Origin of the sequence: Bacillus cereus group sp. BfR-BA-01360 (assembly GCF_022663595.1) — a bacterium.
GTDB classification, from domain to species: Bacteria; Bacillota; Bacilli; order Bacillales; family Bacillaceae_G; genus Bacillus_A; species Bacillus_A cytotoxicus.
Genome location: NZ_JAKUFV010000003.1, coordinates 289,894 through 310,058, shown reverse-complemented (window position 1 = coordinate 310,058; position 20,165 = coordinate 289,894). Strand labels below are relative to the sequence as shown.

Here is a 20,165-nt window from a genome sequence, read left to right as displayed (position 1 = left end):
TTTGCGAAAAAAACGGATCGGGTTTTACGTATCTCTGTCCACGAGGAAATCTATCATAAATTGAGGTGGCAGCGCTTGTCCGATAGAGGGAAAATTTTGCGGTTCGTGAGACCTTCGACTGTGGAACTTAGTTTTGCACAAAGTAAAGAACTCCACGGTTTCCGTTTCGCCCGTTACCGTGGAGTTCAAAAAGTAACAATCCAAGCTTTGTTGACAGCCATCATACAAAACTTGATAAAGTGGACCAAGCTACTCTCACTAAAAGAAGTTGGCCTATATTTAACTTATCAAATTTCAGATGAAATAGAAAGTGAAACTGTCACATTTTAGGTGACAGTTTCATTGACAAGATCTTTTTTCAACAACGTGAAAAAACATCCAGAGGAACCTCTGGATGTTTTTTTATGATAATTGATTTCCATATTTCTTTAACTGTTGTCCAACTGTGCATTGCCGAATACAAAAAGAATGGGCATAGTACTTACTATGCGTTTGCCGATTATGTTCTTGTAAAAAACAATCTTGACAATATGTCTCTAATAAATCATTCACCTCGATAATCAGTCGCTTTTTATTCACCACTACACCCCTTTATCCAGTTATTTCTATATGACTATCGATTGCTATCCCTTCTAGCGCCTGTGTCGCCAATTGATGAGCTTCTTTATTTTGTTTTCGCGCTACTGGCTCACAAATCAGTTTCAATTTCATTTGCTTCGCCTTTTGTTCAATCTGATCTAAATAATCATTCAAATGCTCATCGTAACATGGCCATTTTCCAGCAAGTTGTTGCAGTACAACTTGCGAATCACCGCGTAGTCTAACTGCTTCATATTTCACTTGTAATTCTTCCAATACATGTATGCCATATTGCAATGCTGCATATTCAGCTTCATTATTATCATATATTCCTTCTATGTAAGCATTGCGACGAATTCGATAATTACTACTTCCCTTTTTATAGTAGACGCATATACCAATACCTGCTGTTTTTGTTTCGACATCGTAGCCACCATCAAAATAAAGATGAATATCTTGTGGTTCCTCTTCTACTTGTTTACTGAGCTTTTTCATTTCTTTTAGCGTCCACTCTACATTCATTTCATCATAAAATATAAGGGTCTTTACACGTCCAGTTTTCTCAAAGTCAGCTGCAAGTTGAAGTGCTTCCTCGATACTTATATACTCTGTTGTTAATTCAGTTTGAAGACCATGTTTTGTTTTATATTGCCAATGAATTTTGTATTTCATATTATTTTCCCCTTATAGATGACTTCTTATCTGTTATTATATTTTATCAAAAATCCGTATATTATATGCGAGTGAATCCGGTATCCATTTGTTATATGAACATTTCATTTTTCAGGGAAACGTTTATCTTTCTAATTTAAGGTAGTAAAACTCCCATCTCAAGATAGAGAGCGGAACAAGAAAGGTCGATGCGGACTGAAGAACCTTCCCACTGGTTAAAGTTTCACTTTATGTACAAAGAGGCCGCCCAATCTATTTCAATTGGCACGGCCTCTTTCTTTATGATTTACATCATTTTTTCAAATTGTACTCGTTTATTAATCCAATACATAACCGGCATTCCAACTGCCATGACAACAAATTCACCAGCTGCACATGTAAGCCATGTCAGTAAAAATGGTAGATCAAATGCAAGATGAAGTTCAATCGCTATCATAAACATTGTAATCGTAAAGATAACTGTATTAAAAATCATCCGTTCCCAAACTCCTTTAATAAAGCGCATCGAAATAATGGTAGCAAGAAGCGAAAAAACTGACTGTCCTACTCCAAATACTAAATCGTATGCAATCATCGGTGAAAAAAATAAGTTTGTTAAAAATACACCTAAAACAATTCCGTAAATGGATTTTTTATTAAATACAACGAGATGATTGAACATCTCCGACACCCGGAACTGTACATTTGTAAAGCCAAATGGCTGAATCAGTGTGGAAACAGCAATATATAAAGCTGCAATAATACCATTTCCAACTAATGTTTTAATATTCATCATAAAAACTCCTTAGTTTTTTTACGTGGGATGGTTTCGAACCACGTGATTCGTTTTTACACAACAATTTCATATTGTACGCAATAGCTAACCATTCGTCAATAGATTACTACCTTTTTTCTTATAGACAACGTATAATAAGAACGATGAACTATTTAGGAGGTTTCACTTCATGATAGCAACAATTCAAAATGAAAAAGTAATCGTTTCCATCTCTGAAAAAGGTGCAGAACTACAAAGCATTCGTTTAAAAGAAGACAACACCGAATACTTATGGCAAGGAGACGCTAACTATTGGGGACGCCGCGCTCCCCTTTTATTCCCAATCGTCGGTAGATTAGTCGATCATACCTATTATGTAGACGGCACTGCTTACTCATTAACACAACACGGTTTCGCCCGCGATCTTCCCTTTTCTATAAAAGAACAGAGTGAAACAACTATTACTTATATCGTCACGAGCAATGCAGAAACGTTACAAAAATATCCCTATGAATTTGAATTATTCGTTTCTTATGAACTCGAGGGGCAAACTCTACACGTTACTTACAACGTACATAATCCATCTTCGCAAGAAATGTTCTTTTCCATTGGTGCTCACCCTGGATTCAATTGCCCACTTGTAGAAAGTACATCATTTACAGATTACTACCTTGCATTCCGTGGACCAGAATATTTAGAAACGAGCATTTTAGACGGACCATTTCTTTCAAAGGAAAAACAGCTTATTGTAGATCATGCATCAGAATTACCGCTTACATATGATTTATTCAAAAATGATGCTCTTATTTTTGAAAATATGAATACAAATGAAATCGCAATTCGATCTCATAAGCATAATAAATTTGTGAAAGTAACATTTACAGGCTTCCCATTCGTCGGGGTATGGACACCCGGAAACAATGCTCCTTTCCTATGCATTGAACCTTGGTATGGAATTGCTGATGAAGTAAACAGAGCAAAAGATTTCAAAGAGAAAAAGGGAATTCAGTCTTTACAAGCGAATGAAACATTTACATGTCGTTATAGCATTACAATTGGATAGTACATATACAACTTTCTCCCCCGCTTTTCTCATAAATAAGGCGGGGGGATCCTTATGATTCATTAACGGAGGTATCTTATTTTGATTGAAGTATATATTGATGGCGCATCAAAAGGAAATCCTGGTCCTTCTGGTGCAGGCGTTTTTATTAAAGGGATTCAGCAACCGGTGCAATTATCTATCCCTCTTGGGAGCATGTCAAACCATGAAGCTGAGTACCATGCCTTACTTATCGCATTAAAATATTGTATAAAACATAATTATAGCATTGTATCATTTCGCACCGATTCTCAGCTTGTAGAACGTGCGATTGAAAAAGAATATGCAAAAAACAAAACATACGCTCCACTTTTACAAGAAGCATTAACATATATTGATAAGTTCGAGCTTTTCTTTATCAAGTGGGTTCCAAGCAGTCAAAATAAAGTTGCAGATGAGCTAGCAAGAAAAGCGATTTTACAAAATGAACGGAGGTCTTAATATGAAGAAAGAGTGGATTGCTCCTTTTGCTTTATTATTCGTCTCCTTTATTTGGGGAGCTACATTTGTCGTTGTTCAAAATGCAATGTCATTTGTGAATCCTTTTACATTTAACGCTATTCGTTTTTTATGCGCTGGCATCATTTTATTATTCATCCAAATTCTATTTTCAAAAAAGATTTCAAAGAAACAAATGTACTGTAGTAGTTTCGCTGGACTCATTGTAGGCTTTTTTCTGTTTGCTGGCTATCTTTTGCAAACATTTGGCTTGCTTTATACAACCTCTTCTAAAGCAGGATTTCTGACGGGGCTCAGCATTATTATGGTTCCGATTCTTTCATTCATTTTTTTAAAACAAAAGGCGTCGCCCTTTGTTTTAATCGGCATTCTCACTGCCACAATCGGCCTTTATTTATTAACTGCTGCTGATTCCTTTCAGCTTAATATCGGAGACATACTCGTTCTCGGCTGTGCGATTGCCTTTGCAGCCCATATTTTAATCAACGGCGTCTTTTCCAAAAAAATATCACCTTTATTATTAAGTACATCTCAAATCTTATCTGTCGGAGTCTTTTCGACTATTTGCGCCTTTTTATTTGAAGATTACGAAAAAATATTCTCTACTTCTTTATGGACGAACAGCGTTTTCTTATTTGCGCTACTTGCTACATCTTTATTTGCAACCTCTATTGCCTTTTTTATTCAAACAGCAGCCCAAAAACATACCTCTCCAACAAGGGTTGCGATTATTTTTGCAATGGAACCCGTCTTCGCTGCTTTAACAGGCGTCCTTGTTGCCGGTGAACAGCTATCTACTTCAGCCATCCTCGGCTGCCTTTGTATTTTTCTCGGTATGATTTTTGTGGAACTTCCTTCAAAAGAAAAAAAAGAAGCGCAGGCTGCGTGAAGTTAAGCTTGTAACTTCCGCATAAAAGCCTTTGCGCTTTTTTTATCGGTAATTTGTTCTTCTTTCAATCTTTCTAGCAGCGCCACAAAATAACTCCCATCAAACTCTAATTGATGTTTAATTGTCGCCTCAATCGCTGCGTTTACAATTGTATCCGATGCACCTGTATATCCTTGACCAAACCTAATAAACCCTTGTGCTTCTTCAGATAACTTGAATCCTTTTGCATATAAGAATGAAAGATAATCCTGCACTGTCTGCATGCTGTTCCCACCTAATTTAAAAATTGTCCCTTTCCTATCATACATGTTTTTATGCAAGATGAGAATGAATTTTCTTTGAAAATTTCTTTATTCGCACGCGTTTGGATTTTTCCTACATAAACAGGTTCTCCTATCCGAAGAACCTGTTTTCATCAAATTTATTTTTACACAAATAAAACCTTTCTTTGTGCCCCTTCTAAAATCCCTTCTTGCATTTGTTGTATGAATCGATAGACTTTGTCTCTTTGTAAAGTAGCTCGTTCTGCACCACCGTATTCACATAACAGCAGCATCAGCTCAAGTTTATCTTCTCTTTCCATCAAGGAATCTTGTTTCATATGCTCTACAAACGAGTTTGTACCTGTAACATATTCAATTTTTGTTTGTGAAAACACATTCATAACGCTTTTTTTCATATGGTACCGAACTGTACCTTCTTCCTTCATTTCTTTCACAATACTTTTAAATATATCATTTGTTATTTTCGTCTTTTCGGCAAAATAATGCATCCATTCTTTACACGTACGTCCTCGCTTCTGCTTCACATATTCCATAAGATGTTTTACATACCCACGATTACTAGTTTTTTCTTTGATGATTTCTAATTCTTCTTTATGGTTAAGCTGTAAATACCCTTTGTTAAGTAACTCCATACATAATATACCAATCGTATATAGCGGTAGACTAAATGTATAACGACTATTAATATTGATTGGTTCCTCTGCCAAAGAGATACTAATAAAATTTTTTGTCATTTCCCCCACTTCCTGCATCTATACTCCCCCTCTATACTAAAATTCCCAACCCCAATTGTGTTAATATAGAATAAAGCGCTTTCTTTTATTATAAGTGCAATGTAACAATGGGAAAAGAATGCACTTTAAGGATAGAAAGTATCCTCTAGGATATGAAATGGAAGGTGAAAAACATGGGAAAAGACTTACGTGATGACGTATTACAAAAAATAAAGAGTAAAGAATTTCATTGCGCAAAAGAATTAACGTTATCTATTATAAGTGGCAAGTGGAAAATTGTTATTTTATATCGGCTAGGAATACATGGTCCAATGCGCTTTAGTGCTATTCAGCAACTTTTCCCAAAAATTACTCATAAAGTGTTAACCAAACAGTTACGTGAATTAGAAGATGATGGGGTCGTTACAAGAAAGGTCTATCCAGAAGTTCCACCTAAAGTTGAATATTCTTTAACAGAACTTGGTGAAAGCTTACAACCTATTTTACAAATGATGTATGACTGGGGAGAAAAAAGAATACAAGAATTAAAGCAGAAATCATAGTAAAATATTCTAGCAAAAAAATGTCTGACCAAGCTCTACTTGATCAGACATTTTTTATAACATACTTATGAACATTTCAGGTCTGCCCCAATTCATTTGATTACAAACACTGCGCATCTTACTTTCATCAATTTCGTGCACACTTTCTTCTAATGGGCACGAAATGGGAACTTCACAATGAATTTCCGCTAATTGTAAGGATATATTTAAATTCTCTAAATCATTTTCAATTTTTGTTCGCTGCGCTTTCGTCAACGATGAAATATTTTCTAATACCGCAGCTACTGTACCATATTCTTGAATTAATTTATAAGCCGTTTTTTCACCGATTCCTTTTACACCTGGATAATTATCACTTGTATCACCCATAAATGCTTTAGCGTGAACGATTTGCCAAGGCTCTACTCCTTTTTCTTCCATAATTTTTTCCGGGGTATAGTACTCATAATTTCCAACCCCTTTGCGAAGTAGCATGACAGTAACATTCGTATCAACAAGCTGCAATAAATCTGTATCGCCGGTTAATATATATACCTCTGCTTCACTGCAATACTTTTTCGCTAACGTCCCAATGCAGTCATCAGCTTCATACCCTTTCATACCGATGACAGGAATGGATAACTGTGCAGTCATTTCCTGAACTAAATCAAATTGCGGAATCAACTCTTCTGGAGGCGCTGCCCGATTTGCTTTATAATTTGAAAATGATTCTGTTCGGAATGTTGTACTGCCCATATCCCAGCACGTTACAATATGAGTGGGTTCAATCGTTTGCGCCGCCGTTAATAAATGTTTCATATAACCATGAATCCCATTTGTCGGAGTACCATCTTGTCGCTTCATAAATTGTCCGTATACACTTGTTGCATAAAAAGCACGAAATAATAATGCCATTCCATCAACTAACAATACTTTATTCATAATTCCTCTCCTACTAACAAAAAATAATAACCTCACGCTAACACGTAAGGTTATATCAAATAGATTACCATTCTACGTTTTTTCAACCCATTTATTATACAATGTTTTTTCATATTTAGCACCATTCGTAACTCAAGATGTTTGCATGCAACATGTATGAAGCAATCCAGGATACGTATTTTTACCTGTTGAAATAACAACTGCCTTCGCTGTACCACTTACCACTTTTGTTCCTTTAAAACATACATTTTCAAGTTGAAGTGGGTTGTAGTCTTTCATTCGTTTTAATGGAATAAAACGTTTGCGTTCGAGATAATAACAGCTTTCAAATTTCTCTACATTTGTTTCTTTTCCAGTTAACATAGATTCATCCACTAATAAATCATTTGCGTAAATAATGCGAACATCAGCTGGAACTGTATCACCTGCAGAAAGAAAAACGATATCTCCCGGAACAAGTTCTGTAACAGGAAGATTGATTCTTTTCGATTCTTGCTTCATCTCTCCTTCTACCCTAGAAACTGTAACTGTTTCCACATCACACTGCTCACGTTGTTTTGTCAAACTAGGAATCACTCCGCCTAGTTTCATGATTACATTTGTCAAAAGTGTACGTTTGGAAGAGAATTCATTTTTCCCGTACACATGGATACGCTTTTGTGCTTCTTTCATAGAAAGACCGTCTCTTGTTGTTTTAAAATAAACAAATACAGATTTCACGTCTCTTGTTGCGATTTCAATTAACAACTCTTTATTTTGTTGTAACAATATTTGTTCTTTCATTCCTTTTTTACTCTGTTTGTGAGAAGTGTTACCCACAAGTTTGTTTACATGTAACATATGCTCGTCTCCTCCTTTACAACATAGGAAGAAACGCTTTGTTTCTCAATTTACCCCACTTTAACAGTATCCCCTTTAAAGTGTTCCATATTTAGCTTACGATGCTCCAAAAGTGTCACCTTATGATTCCATATAGGGGGAGGAACAAGTCGTTTCCTACCTACATTATATATTTTTGCTTCCAAGTATATGGGTAACGGAACCGAGTCAGAGTTCGACATGCTCCTCACCTCCTTTTTCATTTTAATTACAATTCATACTATGAAAATTCTCATAGCACGTTAACAAAAAGACCTTTACTCAAAAACGAGTAAAGGCCATAACATACAGAAATAAACGATTTCTACTCCATATAGAAATCTACGAACCTCTCCCTCGCCGAGCTTTAGCACTGTATAGCATAGGTACATTACCAGCTACATTAAGAAAAACCTTAATTCGATCATTCCTGTTGACCCATTGGCGTCTCTCGACATTTTTGGGCAGTAGCATTTCTCTATACAGGAGCCTCACCTAACAGAGACTTTATTGCATTACATAGAAAATGTTACTCTGATTTAAAATAGATGTCAACACTTTCGGTTTAAAGTTTTTAAATTGCAACAAGTATTTCTTGGAAACTAAAAGCTTAATAGGTTAAACATCCGGCAATGACAATTCCGATGGACACGGATAAAAACATAAGGAAAAGGCCAACCGCCTGATTATCTTCTTCAATGCTTTGATTAATATTAAAACGAGGCGTTAACCATTCTGCTAAGTAGAACACAATGATTTGTGCCAATACACCAATTGCTCCCCATATAAGCATATCAAGCAATGAAACGGAATGAGCGGCCGTTGAATAAAGAACGATGGCGAGACCAAGAACTCTCCCTCCAAGCGCATAGCTCGCCGCTTTATTTCCTTTTGCCATAAGCGAAAATTCTTTCACTTTTGTCGTCACTTCCATAAGAAACAGACCGATGCATAAAAGACCTAACGAAACAACTAAATAAAGTAAAAAATTCGTCATGTATACTCCTCCTTTTTGATTCCTATAGGTAAATAATAAGATTCATTCCCTGTAATCTTTTCACCAGCACGTATCCCAATGCTACTTGGCTTCCCAGCAATTAAAAACGAACCAAATACATAGGACAAATCTTCTTTCCCTTTTGCAGTCTCAAGAGAAACAACTGGAAGTTCTATGTACTTTTGAAATACTGGTAGTTCTTTTTTATATGTTTGATATGTATTTTGCGTCATAATTTTCATGTCTTTATCACGAATTGTAACAGTGTCGCCTTCCCGGCCAAACGAAGGCTTTTGAACAAAGGCCTCTTTTCCTAAAAATTCATCAGGCTCTAAGTATGTAGGAAGCATATATGTCTGAATCCACTCTTGTTCTTCCCTTGTATAAAAAGCCTCCTCCTCTGCTAACCCCCAAATTAAACTTTGAACGGATTTCGGCTGCATAAGAAAGGCCGAAATCGGATTAATAATCGAAAGCTTCCCTCTCTTCACAAGTTGCAATAACTCAATCCCAACAAAATCTCCAGTAATCGGGTCATGATCCTCAAGTAAGTCTTCAATTGGATACGTTTGCCGATATAAAACATCGATCGGAATACCGTCCGTATCAACTAAAGCTTCATCCGTAATTCTTAGCTCTGACATTGGTACGATTTTACTTTCCACTTGACATAATTCTCTCAAATATTGCGTTGTATTCCAATCTTCTATATGTTCATGATGAGCTGTAAATACTACATTTGGATTTGCAATTCCTTTCGCACTTTCCGTTACAGCTTTTGTTATCCCCGAAGAAAGAAGACGTTCTTGCTGCTTGTTTGGATCATAACAATCAAAGGCCTTACAAACTGCTCCATTTATTTGAAAACATTCCATAATAAAGGTCGGCGTATCGCTATTAAACTCCAGCATTTTTATTCCACCATCTGTCACAGCGAAATCAAAACGCGAAATAACAGATTCAGGAAACAAAGACCTCATTCTAATATAAGGTAGACTGGAAAGTGGAAATCCAAGTTCAAGAAGCTGTGCGTCAGATAACGTGCGAAGAAGTCTAGCAGTCTTAAAAAATATTTTTCCCATTCGCTCTGTCGCAAGTTGTAAATTCCGAACCGTTTCTTCCGTTATTTCAAAAAGATAAAACAAGCTATATTCCCCACCATATAAATCAGACCAAAAATGAGGGAATTTGGAATAAAATCGTTTTCTTTCCTTTCTATATAAGGACATTATTCACCCTCCAAATCCACCTTTTGTACCGCTACCAATCCCTCCTTTAAATTTGGAAGAAGCTTGATACGACTTAAACTCCGATGATTTTGTAAGAGTATCCTTATTACGATAATATTTCCCGCCATAATAATAAGCTCCACCATGGCTCGAGTAACCATCATTACATCGCCAAACCCCCATCTCATCATCCCACTTCCACTTCGAACAACTTTTATCCTTTGGTTTTGGTGGAAGATCTTGTGTACAACCTGATACAGTAGTTGCCATTAAAGAAGTAATTACACTTGATACTAACAATTTTGTTTTTGTCACCTTCCCACTCCCCTTTATAAATTATATTTTTATTATAAAAGAATTCGTGATAAAGTAGAAGAAAAAGGAAGAGGGATGGAAATTGCGGTTAGAATATCGACTGAATAGTGAAGAGGAACAATATCCTGCCTTATGGAACTATACAAATATTCCTGTTTCGGAAGTCATCGCTAGAATGACCTGTGAGTATTTCGTGAAAGAAGGGGATACGTATGTTGTAACAGCAACCGCGATGGATCATGATGAAACAGCGGTCTTATACGTACAAAAAGAAGATTTTCTTAATGATCCCTTAGATCATACATATTCTCATATCGGTTTTGAAATTAGAGAGCTACAAGGGACGGACTCTATTTTACTTGAAAGTAAAGAGGTTTGGAATCATGAGGATATTTTATCGATTCTCCATTCCGATATCATCTATATACAAAAAGATGAACAATTTATAGAATTTACATTAGACTCAAGAGAAATTGATGAAGACCGAAAATGCTATGTGTATTATGGAACTTTTAATAACGAACATCGATAAGCTTTCCAATTACCATAATAAAAACCTTACGCCTCAAACGTAAGGTTTTTTATATAGTCCCACATCTGCCGTTCTCTCTAGATGTCCATAAACCTGCTCTCACAGGTGGATGTCCTCACAAACGCTTCCAGTTTCCTTCTTAAAAAGACGGCCTACTGTTTACATTTAAATATTGAACTTCCTTATTATACTCATTGGTTTAAGACATACATAAGCTACGTACACCGTAGGAATTTTATATGATATGAGTTGAAATAAAACCCCCGCACGTGCCGTTCCTCCTAAATGTCCAAAAACCCGCTACTCGCAGGTGGATGCCCTCACAGTTACCATACATCTTCCTCCACAAGGAAGGCTTGATTATAATAACTAAATGTTGAGCTTCCTTATTACTAACATCGGTTTTAGACATAAATGAGTTACGCACACCGCAGGATGTGTTATTTACTTGTCGTTATCTTACCACATTACAAACAATGTGTAAAATATAATATTTATACAACAACTTCTTACTGTGACCTTATTTTAATACAAAATATTTTCGTATGCAAGAGTTTACTACTGTTCTTTTTCAATTTCGTTTTCTGGATAAGAAATCCAATCGCTCCAACTTCCGGCATATAATTTTACATTCTGAAAACCAGCTGTTTGTAACGCTAATATATTCGGACAAGCCGTTACGCCAGAGCCACAATACACGATGATTTCTTTCTCTTTATCGAGATGATGGAAGCGCTCTTCTTGTTCTTTTTGTTCTTTGAACTTACCTTCTTCTGTGATTCCTTCTTTCCAAAAATAGTTTTGTGCTGTTGGAATATGTCCAGCCTGAGAATCCACTTGCTCTTCTATACCAGCATACCGTTTTGGCTCTCGCGAATCAATTAATGTCATATCGACATTGGTACGAATACTTTCTCTCACCTCTTCCATCGTTATAAGCATATTTTCTTGTACGTTTGGAATGAACTCTTTCCGCTTCACTTCAGTACATTCAGATTCTGTTGGTAAATTCCGTTCTTTCCATACATGAAATCCTCCATTTAACACATATACTTTCTTATGCCCTGCATACGTTAACAGCCACCATAAACGTGAAGCCATCGCACCGCTTTGACTATCATATGCAACAACTGTCGTATTTTCATCAATGCCAGCTTGCGAAAGCTTTTCGGCAAACTCTTTCATATTAGGAAGCGGATGGCGCCCACCGTGCTTCGTTACAGGGCTCGATAAATCACGATTCAAATCAAAATATAATGCGTAAGGGATATGCTCTTGTTCATACTGCTGCCGGCCCCAATTTGGATTTGCTAAATCAAAACGGCAATCAATCACTCGAACATGTTCATCTTCTATATGATTACGTAACCATTCAACCGTGACAATCATGCTTAACGACCTTCTTTCTCTGGCAAGCGCTTTACATACTCCATAACCATATTCGCTGTTACAATCTTACGCTGTGGTACGATACCTCGTTTAGCCAGTTCATTCATTTGTTTTGTGATCCTATTAATTGCATCTACCGAAAACTGCTTTCCACTTGACGCAAGTGCTACTACAGCATCAATTGCTGCTTCACGCTGCGCTTCTAATTGTAAAAAGGTCTTCACAATTTCATTTTGCTTACGAGAATGTGCTGTAATTGCTGTATGTACTTCCATCTTCACTACCCCCTAGATTTAATAAAGTGAAACTTTAATCAGTGGGAGTTTTCTTCATCCCCCGCTGATTATGAGCCCTCACCAATCGAGCTGTTACGGGCAGCCCTATTCCCATCTATCTTCCTTGCTTCTTTCTGAATCTTGAGGCGGGAGTCTTACTGCCCTAAAATAGCGGGATAAACCACTACTTAAAGCGTCATTGTAAGCCGAATCATATCACGACATACAATTTCATTTTCAATAATCTCCTCTTCATAATGCTTTGAAAAGTAATCAAAATCAATCGAAACAATGCGGAAACCACATTTTTGATATAAAGCAAGCTGCGAAACGCTAGAATTTCCTGTCCCTATTTCAAGTGTATGCATATGATATTCTTTCGCTGTTTGAATAGCGTGGCATAACAATTGTTTACCAATTCCTCTCCCTTGCAGCTCATCTACAACAGCAAGGTTCATGATTTCCATTGTATATGGCCTTGTTTCCAGTAATACATATACACCTATTACGTTTTCTTCATCTTTTGCAACATAAATGCGACCACGTTTTACATATGAATCAATTTGTTGCTCACTCGGATCAGCAAGCAATAATAATGGCCGAGGAGCATTTTCCTTTTGTATGCGTTCAATTACAATCGCTATAAAAATTCTCTCCTTTCTCTTGTTCTAAACCCTCCTTGTCTACCATAAGTAATACAAAGGAGGGATTCACCATGGACAACAATGAGAAAAAGTGCAACGTCATCTCAATTGATGCAAAGAAAAAGAAAAGTGAAACTTATTCCTATCCAAAATTAGTTATCGAAGGGAAAACATATGAATTTTCTTCATTCGTCTTATGCGGTGAAACACCGGATGGTAGACGTTTAGTATTAACTCATATGATTTCCACAGACGAGTTTGCCGGATTTGTAAAATCACTCGATACTGTTCTACAGAAGAAAATTGAGCGAATCTTTTTTTCATAAAGATTATAAAATATGAATCTCTTTCTCAATCGCTATCAATTGTTCTTGTAATTGTTCCTTACTTGTTTCATATAGTGACACATCAATTGTTTCTGCTAAAGCAAATAATAGACTTGCGTAATACTGCTTCACATCTTCCTGCATAACATTTTGGGATAAGTTCCATTTCCTTTCCCATTCCTGTTTATAATGATCAACAAATAATTTTTCTTCATCCGCTACATATTGAGATACGAAAGGCTCAAGCGCTTCTTTCGTATCGCTTTGCATAGCTGCTTTATCATTTTTTTCAAAAAAGCTTTTCTCATTTTTAAAATGAGATAACGCCTTTTTAAAATGTTTCATTTCAATAGATGGAAATGGTTCTTGATGTGCTATCACTTGATATTCATACTCTGCTACTTCGCTCATTGAAATGAATTCATTTTCTTTTTGGCATGTCATTACAATCTCATCTCTTGCCCGCCCTATCGCTTCATCAATCCATTTCTCAAGACGTAGTGATGTTGCTCGCATTTCTTGTAATACATCATGTTGGATAAACGCAACTAATTCCATAAGACATTCTTGTAATTTCACCTTCACACTTCCATCTGTTCGAAGTGCTGCAGGATTAATAAATTCCGTAAACACATCGTTATAACGTAAAAATAAGCGTTGCTGTACATAATATAACAGCTCTTTTACTTCATTCTTCATTGCTTGTTCTTCTGCCAAAACACTATATGATGAAATCATATGAAGTAGCCGTGCTCGCTCTGCTTCATATTTTTTTATTTGCTTCTCTTTTTCATTATTCCCTTGTTTTGCTCCCTGTATCATATTTGTTAGCAGCTGATCTGCACTTTGCAGTGCTCTGTATAAAGAATGTATCGATACAAGCATAAGATCGTGCATCATAAATGATGTAAATGACTCTTCAAATTTAGAAATTCCCGAATCTTGTAAAACACCATACTGTTCTTTCGCAATAACGTCACCTTGTTTTTCTTTTAATGCACATAAGCTGGAAATCGCAAAGAGACGCGGATTACGAATACCATATTGTAAGAGTTGCTCTGCAATATAACCTTTTACCATTTCAAGCTCTTCTTCAGATTGTGCTAAATCTGCAGCATTGATTAAAAAGAACATTTTATCAAGGGCAAATGTATCTTTGACGCGACCAAGCTGAATGAGAAACTCCCGATCTGCTCTTGAGAACACATGATTATAGTATGTTACAAATAAAATCGCATCTGCATTTTTAATATATTGGAATGCCACATCTGTATGGCGAGCATTAATTGAATCTGCTCCTGGCGTATCAACTAAAGCCACCCCTTGTCTTGTTAACGCACAGTCGTAATAAAGCTCCATATATTCCACAAAACATGACTTTTCTTCATTCGCGACATAATCAGCAAATTCAGCTACTGTTACTTGCACTTGCTCTCCTAACTGATTGAAAACCGCCCTATATCCTCTTTGTACTGCCCGCAAGAAACTAAATGTTGTTTTCTGCTTTCCACTTGGTGATGGATACTGAATAATTGTCTCTATTTGTGACAGCGCTTCTTCCAAAGTAGATATTTCATAATGAAACAGTTTATAAACAGCTTTCATATCTTCTAATAATGCCTGTTTTGATTTAAACTGAACAACTACCGTACCATGAGGTTTCTCCTTTGTAACCGGTAAAATTTGATTAATCGTCGCCGTTGTTGGATTTGGTGATACCGGAAGTACGTTTTCGCCAAGCAACGCATTGGCAAATGAAGATTTCCCTGCACTAAATGCTCCAAAAAGGGCAACGGTAAACTGCTTTGTTTCCACACGCTTTCTTTTTTCAAGCACCTCTTGATATAAATGCTGCAAAGTAGGAAGTGACTCTATTATCTTTTCTGCATCTTTTACCCGCTCTAATATGCGAGGAATATTTAATTTTGCTTCGCTCTTTCTTTCTTCCTCAGTATAAGAAAGTCTTTCCGTTTTCACTTCTTGTTCTTGTAATGTGAACTTCTCATTTACAACTAACTTCTTCCCTTGCAATATTTCTTCTATTTGTAACCCATCTGGCACAGGGATGCGCTCTCTCCAAATGTCCTGTAAGTAGTTCTCGTATTTATCATATGCTGCCGCATATTGTAATTTCGTTTCTTTTGCAGTTTGTAATACGGTATATTGCTCCAGTTCTTCATCAAGATGAACCATTTCTTCTTTGATCTTTTCTTTCAATATACTCGTACTGCTCTCTAAAATTTGCCGCGCTTTCGCAAAATATCTTTTCTTAAGCTCATTTGCGACATCTTCTGTATAAAGAAGTAAATAATCCCCTGTAAAACCAGCTCCTTGCTTAATCGTTTCTGCTAACAATGCAGGAGAAAAATCAATTTCCAATTCATATACGGATTTCCCTGTATTTTCTGTAAATAACCCCTTTTCTTTTAAGAAAGAGACGATAAATTCTTTCACGTGAAAATCAATTTGTGTTTCCACAGTCTTTTTCAGAGCAGAATAAAATGCTTCCAATCGCCTTTGTTTCTCTTGCTCTGTTTTTCCTTTTGCAAATAGGAAACCCACTTTAAATTTCGTTAACTTTGTTTCTAAATATTGATTTGCTAATTCTCTCATTTCAAACGGCATTAAATACGCATTATCCAATATTCCTTGTAAGCCTTTTATAAATTCATTTCTTACATCGGATTCTTTATGAATTGCGCGCTGTTTCTTTTCAAGAAGCATTTCCTTCTTTTCTTTCACTTCTGAAAGAGATAACGGCGAAGCTAATTCTTTTTCAAAAGGTTGAAGTTGCTTTTCATTTTCAGCAAGAATAGCAGAAAGGTACTCTTGTAATAAATATTCTGTTTCTCTTTCCATCCCTTGTTTCACATGTTGGTCGCGCTCTTTCATAATAGAAAATAGTAAACGCTCTAAACTTTGAATTTCATTATGCGGATGGTTCATCATTCGCAATGAAGTGTAAAAGATACCATCTACTTGAATATCCCAATTTAAAAATGATTGTTTCACGCTTTGCTTATACTCTGCAAATGACAATTCATTTTCTTTATGCTTATCAATTTGATTCACAACAAGATACACCGTTTTGTTGCGCTGCTTTAGCTCTTTCACAAATTGTAAGTTCACTTCAGACTGCACATGATTATAATCCATCATATAAAAAATAACATCCGCAAGATGCAGTGTAGATTCGGTCGCTAGTTGATGCGCATCATCTGTTGAATCAATTCCAGGAGTATCAACAAGCATAACACCATCAGGAATCGGTGCATCATTTCGGTAAATATGTACACCGATAATTTCATCCCCATTTTTACAGAGCTGTTTTAACTCTTCTGCTGAATATACACCACTATATTCATAATGCTCCCCTGATTTTAATGTAACAATAACTCGATCCAGTCCCTTTTCAATTTTAACGACATTTGCGCTAGTTGGAATTGGACTTGTTGGCAATAACTGTGCTTTGTACAAGTAATTCATCATCGTCGATTTTCCAGCAGAAAAATGCCCACAAAAAGCAATCATCAACTGCTCTTCTTTATATTTTTGAATTACTTCAAACAACTTCAAGCTATTTTCTGTATCCCCATGCTTTTGCCATTCTTCATAAAAACAAACAAGTTTTTTCATACTGTTTGTCTGTACTATGTTTGTCATCCCCTTGTTCCCCTTTATTCCAAGATGTATATACCTTATTATCATACTAAATTTTCAGCATATTCTCATTAAAAATAAAAAAATCCCTTTCATTCTTTTTATAGGATGAAAGGGATTTTATGTTAACTTTTTCATTTTGTTGCTCCGACTCCATTTAACACATACTTTGTTATGCCAATATACATAGCAACTGTGCCTGCAACAAATGCATATATCATTTCGCACACCAACCTTTTTTGATAATGATTATCACTTTTGAATACATTTTATCATTAAAGAGAATCATTATCAATACATTTCTAAAAAAGAAAGCCCCTTTCTTCCAAGGGGCTTTGACCACCTGTTTTAAAGGAGTGAAAAAATTTGTTGTGCATCTTTATTATATCTCATCAAGCGCATCTTAATAGCTTCAATAATTGGAAATTCCCGCTATGCCCTTTCCTGTCTATTTTGTATAATAAAAGGGATTTACTTGATAAGGAGGAGAATAATGGAACAAAATCTTTCGCAAGGTGAGAGGATTCATTCTATCGATATCATAAGAGGAATCGCTGTACTTGGTATTTTTCTTGTGAACTGGCCCGTTATTGCTGGTGTTGATTCTCGTGACATTACAGGAAGTTATGAAGGAATAGACAGCTATATTCGCCTATTTTATGACATGTTTATTCAAACAAAATTTTATACTATTTTTTCATTTTTATTCGGATTAGGCTTTTTCATTTTTATGCAGCGCGCTGAAGCGAAAACAGATCATCCAAAAACATTATTCGTTCGTCGACTTCTCATTTTATTATTATTCGGCTTCTTGCATTACGTCCTTTTATGGGATGGTGATATTTTACATAGTTATGCAATTGCGGGGTTTTTCTTATTATTATTTTACAAAAGACAACCACATACCATTTTAGTATGTTCATTGATTCTATTAGGTCTTTTCCAACTGTTTATGTTATTAGCTAGCATCATGATTGCTTTTATACCAATAGAAGAACTAGCGTCTTCTCTACCCATTATGCCATTAGAAAATTGGAGCATACAAGTGCAAGATCGCTTTCATGCCTTTTATTCTGAATCCATTGGTTTAAACATTTCAATGCTTCCCGAAACAGTTGGTTTATTCTTACTCGGCTTATACGCTGGCAAAAAAGACATTTTCCGCCAAGCAAAAGAATTAGATTCCAAACTAAAAAAGTGGCAAATCATTATGTTTATCTTAACACTTCCGATGTGGTTCTTTATGATTCGTTACTTTGTAACAAAACAGCCTTATGAACCAATCTACATGAGTGGTTTTACAATGTTTAGTGGGAAAACCTTATTTATTTTTTATATCCTCACACTTATGCGTTTATTACAAAAGGAACAATGGCAAAAATTATTACAGCCTTTCCAATATGTAGGACGAATGGCACTAACAAGCTACATTTCACACACAGCAATTACATTGATTGTGTTCGGTCTATTTTTCAAAAATGATTTGCCGGTTCCATTATGGATAGGCCCGCTATTTTGTATTAGTTTTTATGCACTACAAATCTTTATTAGCCGCTGGTGGCTCTCTCACTATCAGTATGGCCCACTTGAATACATTTGGCGCCTTGGTACGTATGGAAAAATGATGCCTTTAAAAAACAAAAGCAAGGTCTCTTCATGAGAACCTTGCTTTTGTTGATTTACATTTCTGTGACAGCACTTTTCATTGAAACTTGCTCTTCTTTTGTTTTCGCTCTGCGCTCCGGAATCATATGAAATACAATATTTAAAATAACCGCTGAAGCACTTCCAAGTACAATACCATTGTCTGTTAAAATACGAATACTTTCTGGAAATTGTGAGAATAACGTTGGAACGACTGTTACGCCAAGGCCAATTCCAACAGAACATGCCACGATAAGTAAGTTTTCTTGTTTTCCAAAATCAACATTGCTTAACATTTTAATTCCATATGCCATCACCATCCCAAACATTGCGAGCATTGCACCGCCAAGCACTGGCTTTGGAATAATCGTTGTAATGGCTGCAATTTTAGGGATAAATCCGAGCACAATTAACATACCACCACATACATAAATGATGATGCGATTTCGCACACCTGTTAATTGCACAAGACCGACGTTTTGTGAGTAAGTCGTATACGGAAAGGCATTAAAGATTCCACCTAAAATCATCGCCAATCCTTCAGCACGATACCCTTTTGTTAAATCTTTTTCGCCAATCTTTTTATTACATATATCAGATAAAGCAAAATATACCCCAGTTGCTTCCACTATCCCTACGCAAGCAACGAGAATCATCGTAATCATTGGAGTGAATGCAAATGTAGGTGTTCCGAAATAAAAAGGCTGTATTCCATGAAACCAATCCGCTTCCCAAACAGCCTGCAGGCTTACTTTCCCCATTAAAGCTGCCATAATCGTTCCAAATAAAAGACCAAGTAAAATAGAAATGGAACGAATAAATCCATCAAAGAAACGATACATAATAACGATAAATAGTAGCACACCAAATGCTAACGCTAAATTTTCCAAACTTCCAAAGTCTTTACTCCCTGCACCACCAGCCATATCATTAATGGCTGCTGGAACTAACGTAACCCCAATTACCGTAACAACAGAACCTGTTACAACAGGTGGAAATAACTTTACTAGTTTGCCAAATAGTTTCGCAAAAATAACAACGAACAATCCAGCAGCAATAATTGCTCCATATATAGAAGAAACACCATACTGCTTACCGATTGCAATCATCGGTCCAACCGCTGTAAATGTACATCCAAGTACAACCGGGAGACCAATTCCAAAAAAACGATTTGATAATGCTTGTAAGATTGTAGCAACGCCGCACATTAATAAGTCAATAGAAACTAAATAAGTTAATTCTTTCTGACTTAGTCCAAGTCCTCCGCCAACAATAAGTGGAACAATAATAGCCCCAGCGTACATCGCAAGCATATGTTGCATACCGAGAGAAGCAATTTTAAATGGATGTTGCTTCATTG

23 protein-coding genes, 2 other RNA genes and 2 riboswitches are annotated in these 20,165 nt (G+C 36.2%); of the genes, 8 read left to right on the top strand and 17 right to left on the bottom strand.

The features are described from left to right. Positions 1-330: transposase (locus MR056_RS05240; protein ID WP_242136522.1), on the top strand; the 330-nt coding region annotated here is incomplete at its 5' end. Positions 331-402: 72 nt separating this feature from the next. Here the strand turns inward: MR056_RS05240 and MR056_RS05235 are convergent. The 3 genes from MR056_RS05235 to MR056_RS05225 form a co-directional block, all read right to left on the bottom strand. Beyond that, on the bottom strand, positions 403-579 hold the full coding sequence (locus MR056_RS05235; RefSeq protein WP_012093817.1) for a zinc-finger domain-containing protein: 177 nt from the start codon (positions 577-579) through the stop codon (positions 403-405). 12 nt (positions 580-591) lie between these two features. Then, positions 592-1,251 (bottom strand): ribonuclease H family protein, encoded by a 660-nt coding sequence (locus tag MR056_RS05230; protein WP_012093816.1) that lies wholly within the window; start codon positions 1,249-1,251, stop codon positions 592-594. Positions 1,252-1,537: 286 nt separating this feature from the next. Continuing rightward, the gene (locus tag MR056_RS05225; protein WP_041809608.1) at positions 1,538-2,023 is read right to left on the bottom strand and encodes a QueT transporter family protein; all 486 of its coding nucleotides are present in this window, start codon (positions 2,021-2,023) and stop codon (positions 1,538-1,540) included. A 6-nt stretch (positions 2,024-2,029) separates the two neighbouring features. Continuing rightward, positions 2,030-2,074: riboswitch (PreQ1 riboswitch) on the bottom strand. Between the two features lie 121 nt (positions 2,075-2,195). Between MR056_RS05225 and MR056_RS05220 the strand changes: the two genes are divergently transcribed. The 3 genes from MR056_RS05220 to MR056_RS05210 all read left to right on the top strand — a co-directional run bounded on the left by MR056_RS05220 (position 2,196) and on the right by MR056_RS05210 (position 4,455). Then, positions 2,196-3,068 carry an aldose 1-epimerase family protein gene (locus MR056_RS05220; protein ID WP_048722631.1) on the top strand — a complete coding sequence of 291 codons (873 nt, stop codon included), beginning with the start codon at positions 2,196-2,198 and terminating at the stop codon, positions 3,066-3,068. An 81-nt stretch (positions 3,069-3,149) separates the two neighbouring features. Continuing rightward, positions 3,150-3,548, top strand: coding sequence for a reverse transcriptase-like protein (locus MR056_RS05215; RefSeq protein WP_012093812.1), 399 nt, complete (start codon positions 3,150-3,152; stop codon positions 3,546-3,548). Position 3,549: 1 nt separating this feature from the next. Continuing rightward, positions 3,550-4,455 carry a DMT family transporter gene (locus tag MR056_RS05210; RefSeq protein ID WP_087098223.1) on the top strand — a complete coding sequence of 302 codons (906 nt, stop codon included), beginning with the start codon at positions 3,550-3,552 and terminating at the stop codon, positions 4,453-4,455. Between the two features lie 2 nt (positions 4,456-4,457). Here the strand turns inward: MR056_RS05210 and MR056_RS05205 are convergent, their stop codons facing one another. Together MR056_RS05205 and MR056_RS05200 are read right to left on the bottom strand one after the other, a co-directional pair. Beyond that, on the bottom strand, positions 4,458-4,718 hold the full coding sequence (locus MR056_RS05205) for a DUF6123 family protein (RefSeq protein ID WP_012093808.1): 261 nt from the start codon (positions 4,716-4,718) through the stop codon (positions 4,458-4,460). A 164-nt stretch (positions 4,719-4,882) separates the two neighbouring features. Beyond that, positions 4,883-5,491 (bottom strand): hypothetical protein, encoded by a 609-nt coding sequence (locus MR056_RS05200; protein WP_048722626.1) that lies wholly within the window; start codon positions 5,489-5,491, stop codon positions 4,883-4,885. Between the two features lie 155 nt (positions 5,492-5,646). On the opposite strand from MR056_RS05200, the gene MR056_RS05195 reads away from it, so the two are divergent. Then, positions 5,647-6,015, top strand: a complete 369-nt coding sequence (locus tag MR056_RS05195) for a winged helix-turn-helix transcriptional regulator (protein ID WP_012093806.1) — start codon at positions 5,647-5,649, stop codon at positions 6,013-6,015. A 54-nt stretch (positions 6,016-6,069) separates the two neighbouring features. Here the strand turns inward: MR056_RS05195 and MR056_RS05190 are convergent, their stop codons facing one another. The 5 genes from MR056_RS05190 to MR056_RS05170 form a co-directional block, all read right to left on the bottom strand. Beyond that, a complete protein-coding gene (locus MR056_RS05190; RefSeq protein WP_048722622.1) occupies positions 6,070-6,936 on the bottom strand; it encodes a 5'-3' exonuclease in 867 nt (288 codons plus the stop codon). Between the two features lie 132 nt (positions 6,937-7,068). Continuing rightward, entirely contained in the window at positions 7,069-7,776 is a 708-nt protein-coding gene (locus MR056_RS05185; protein ID WP_048722620.1) for a P-type ATPase actuator domain-containing protein, read from the bottom strand. Positions 7,777-8,140: 364 nt separating this feature from the next. Continuing rightward, positions 8,141-8,304: riboswitch (M-box (ykoK) riboswitch) on the bottom strand. 100 nt (positions 8,305-8,404) lie between these two features. Continuing rightward, positions 8,405-8,791 carry a DUF350 domain-containing protein gene (locus MR056_RS05180; RefSeq protein ID WP_012093803.1) on the bottom strand — a complete coding sequence of 129 codons (387 nt, stop codon included), beginning with the start codon at positions 8,789-8,791 and terminating at the stop codon, positions 8,405-8,407. Then, complete coding sequence (locus tag MR056_RS05175; protein ID WP_048722616.1) at positions 8,788-10,020, bottom strand: glutathionylspermidine synthase family protein; 1,233 nt, start codon at positions 10,018-10,020, stop codon at positions 8,788-8,790. The genes MR056_RS05180 and MR056_RS05175 overlap by 4 nt, the downstream gene beginning before the upstream one ends. 3 nt (positions 10,021-10,023) lie before the next feature. Further along, positions 10,024-10,335 (bottom strand): hypothetical protein, encoded by a 312-nt coding sequence (locus MR056_RS05170; protein WP_012093801.1) that lies wholly within the window; start codon positions 10,333-10,335, stop codon positions 10,024-10,026. 82 nt (positions 10,336-10,417) lie between these two features. Between MR056_RS05170 and MR056_RS05165 the strand changes: the two genes are divergently transcribed. Continuing rightward, positions 10,418-10,867: a hypothetical protein gene (locus MR056_RS05165; protein WP_012093800.1), complete on the top strand. Its 450-nt coding sequence runs from the start codon at positions 10,418-10,420 to the stop codon at positions 10,865-10,867. Positions 10,868-10,919: 52 nt separating this feature from the next. Here MR056_RS05165 and ssrS (MR056_RS05160) read toward each other — a convergent pair. The 5 genes from ssrS (MR056_RS05160) to MR056_RS05140 all read right to left on the bottom strand — a co-directional run bounded on the left by ssrS (MR056_RS05160) (position 10,920) and on the right by MR056_RS05140 (position 13,175). After that, a non-coding RNA gene (ssrS, locus tag MR056_RS05160) (6S RNA) lies at positions 10,920-11,103 on the bottom strand. 20 nt (positions 11,104-11,123) lie between these two features. Beyond that, positions 11,124-11,307: non-coding RNA, 6S RNA (gene ssrS, locus MR056_RS05155), on the bottom strand. A 118-nt stretch (positions 11,308-11,425) separates the two neighbouring features. Beyond that, on the bottom strand, positions 11,426-12,256 hold the full coding sequence (locus tag MR056_RS05150; protein ID WP_012093799.1) for a sulfurtransferase: 831 nt from the start codon (positions 12,254-12,256) through the stop codon (positions 11,426-11,428). 2 nt (positions 12,257-12,258) lie between these two features. After that, a complete protein-coding gene (locus tag MR056_RS05145; protein ID WP_012093798.1) occupies positions 12,259-12,531 on the bottom strand; it encodes a YpbS family protein in 273 nt (90 codons plus the stop codon). Between the two features lie 188 nt (positions 12,532-12,719). Beyond that, on the bottom strand, positions 12,720-13,175 hold the full coding sequence (locus MR056_RS05140; RefSeq protein WP_041809603.1) for a GNAT family N-acetyltransferase: 456 nt from the start codon (positions 13,173-13,175) through the stop codon (positions 12,720-12,722). A gap of 71 nt (positions 13,176-13,246) precedes the next feature. Between MR056_RS05140 and MR056_RS05135 the strand changes: the two genes are divergently transcribed. Next, on the top strand, positions 13,247-13,501 hold the full coding sequence (locus MR056_RS05135; RefSeq protein WP_012093796.1) for a DUF3931 domain-containing protein: 255 nt from the start codon (positions 13,247-13,249) through the stop codon (positions 13,499-13,501). Between the two features lie 3 nt (positions 13,502-13,504). On the opposite strand, the gene MR056_RS05130 is transcribed toward MR056_RS05135, so the two are convergent. Beyond that, a complete protein-coding gene (locus MR056_RS05130; RefSeq protein ID WP_012093795.1) occupies positions 13,505-17,164 on the bottom strand; it encodes a dynamin family protein in 3,660 nt (1,219 codons plus the stop codon). Between the two features lie 490 nt (positions 17,165-17,654). Here MR056_RS05130 and MR056_RS05125 point away from each other — a divergent pair, with 490 nt between their 5' ends. Then, positions 17,655-18,821 carry a DUF418 domain-containing protein gene (locus MR056_RS05125; RefSeq protein ID WP_012093794.1) on the top strand — a complete coding sequence of 389 codons (1,167 nt, stop codon included), beginning with the start codon at positions 17,655-17,657 and terminating at the stop codon, positions 18,819-18,821. 19 nt (positions 18,822-18,840) lie between these two features. Here MR056_RS05125 and pbuX read toward each other — a convergent pair whose 3' ends face one another. Beyond that, positions 18,841-20,163 carry a xanthine permease PbuX gene (gene pbuX / locus MR056_RS05120; protein ID WP_012093793.1) on the bottom strand — a complete coding sequence of 441 codons (1,323 nt, stop codon included), beginning with the start codon at positions 20,161-20,163 and terminating at the stop codon, positions 18,841-18,843. Positions 20,164-20,165 lie beyond the last annotated feature (2 nt).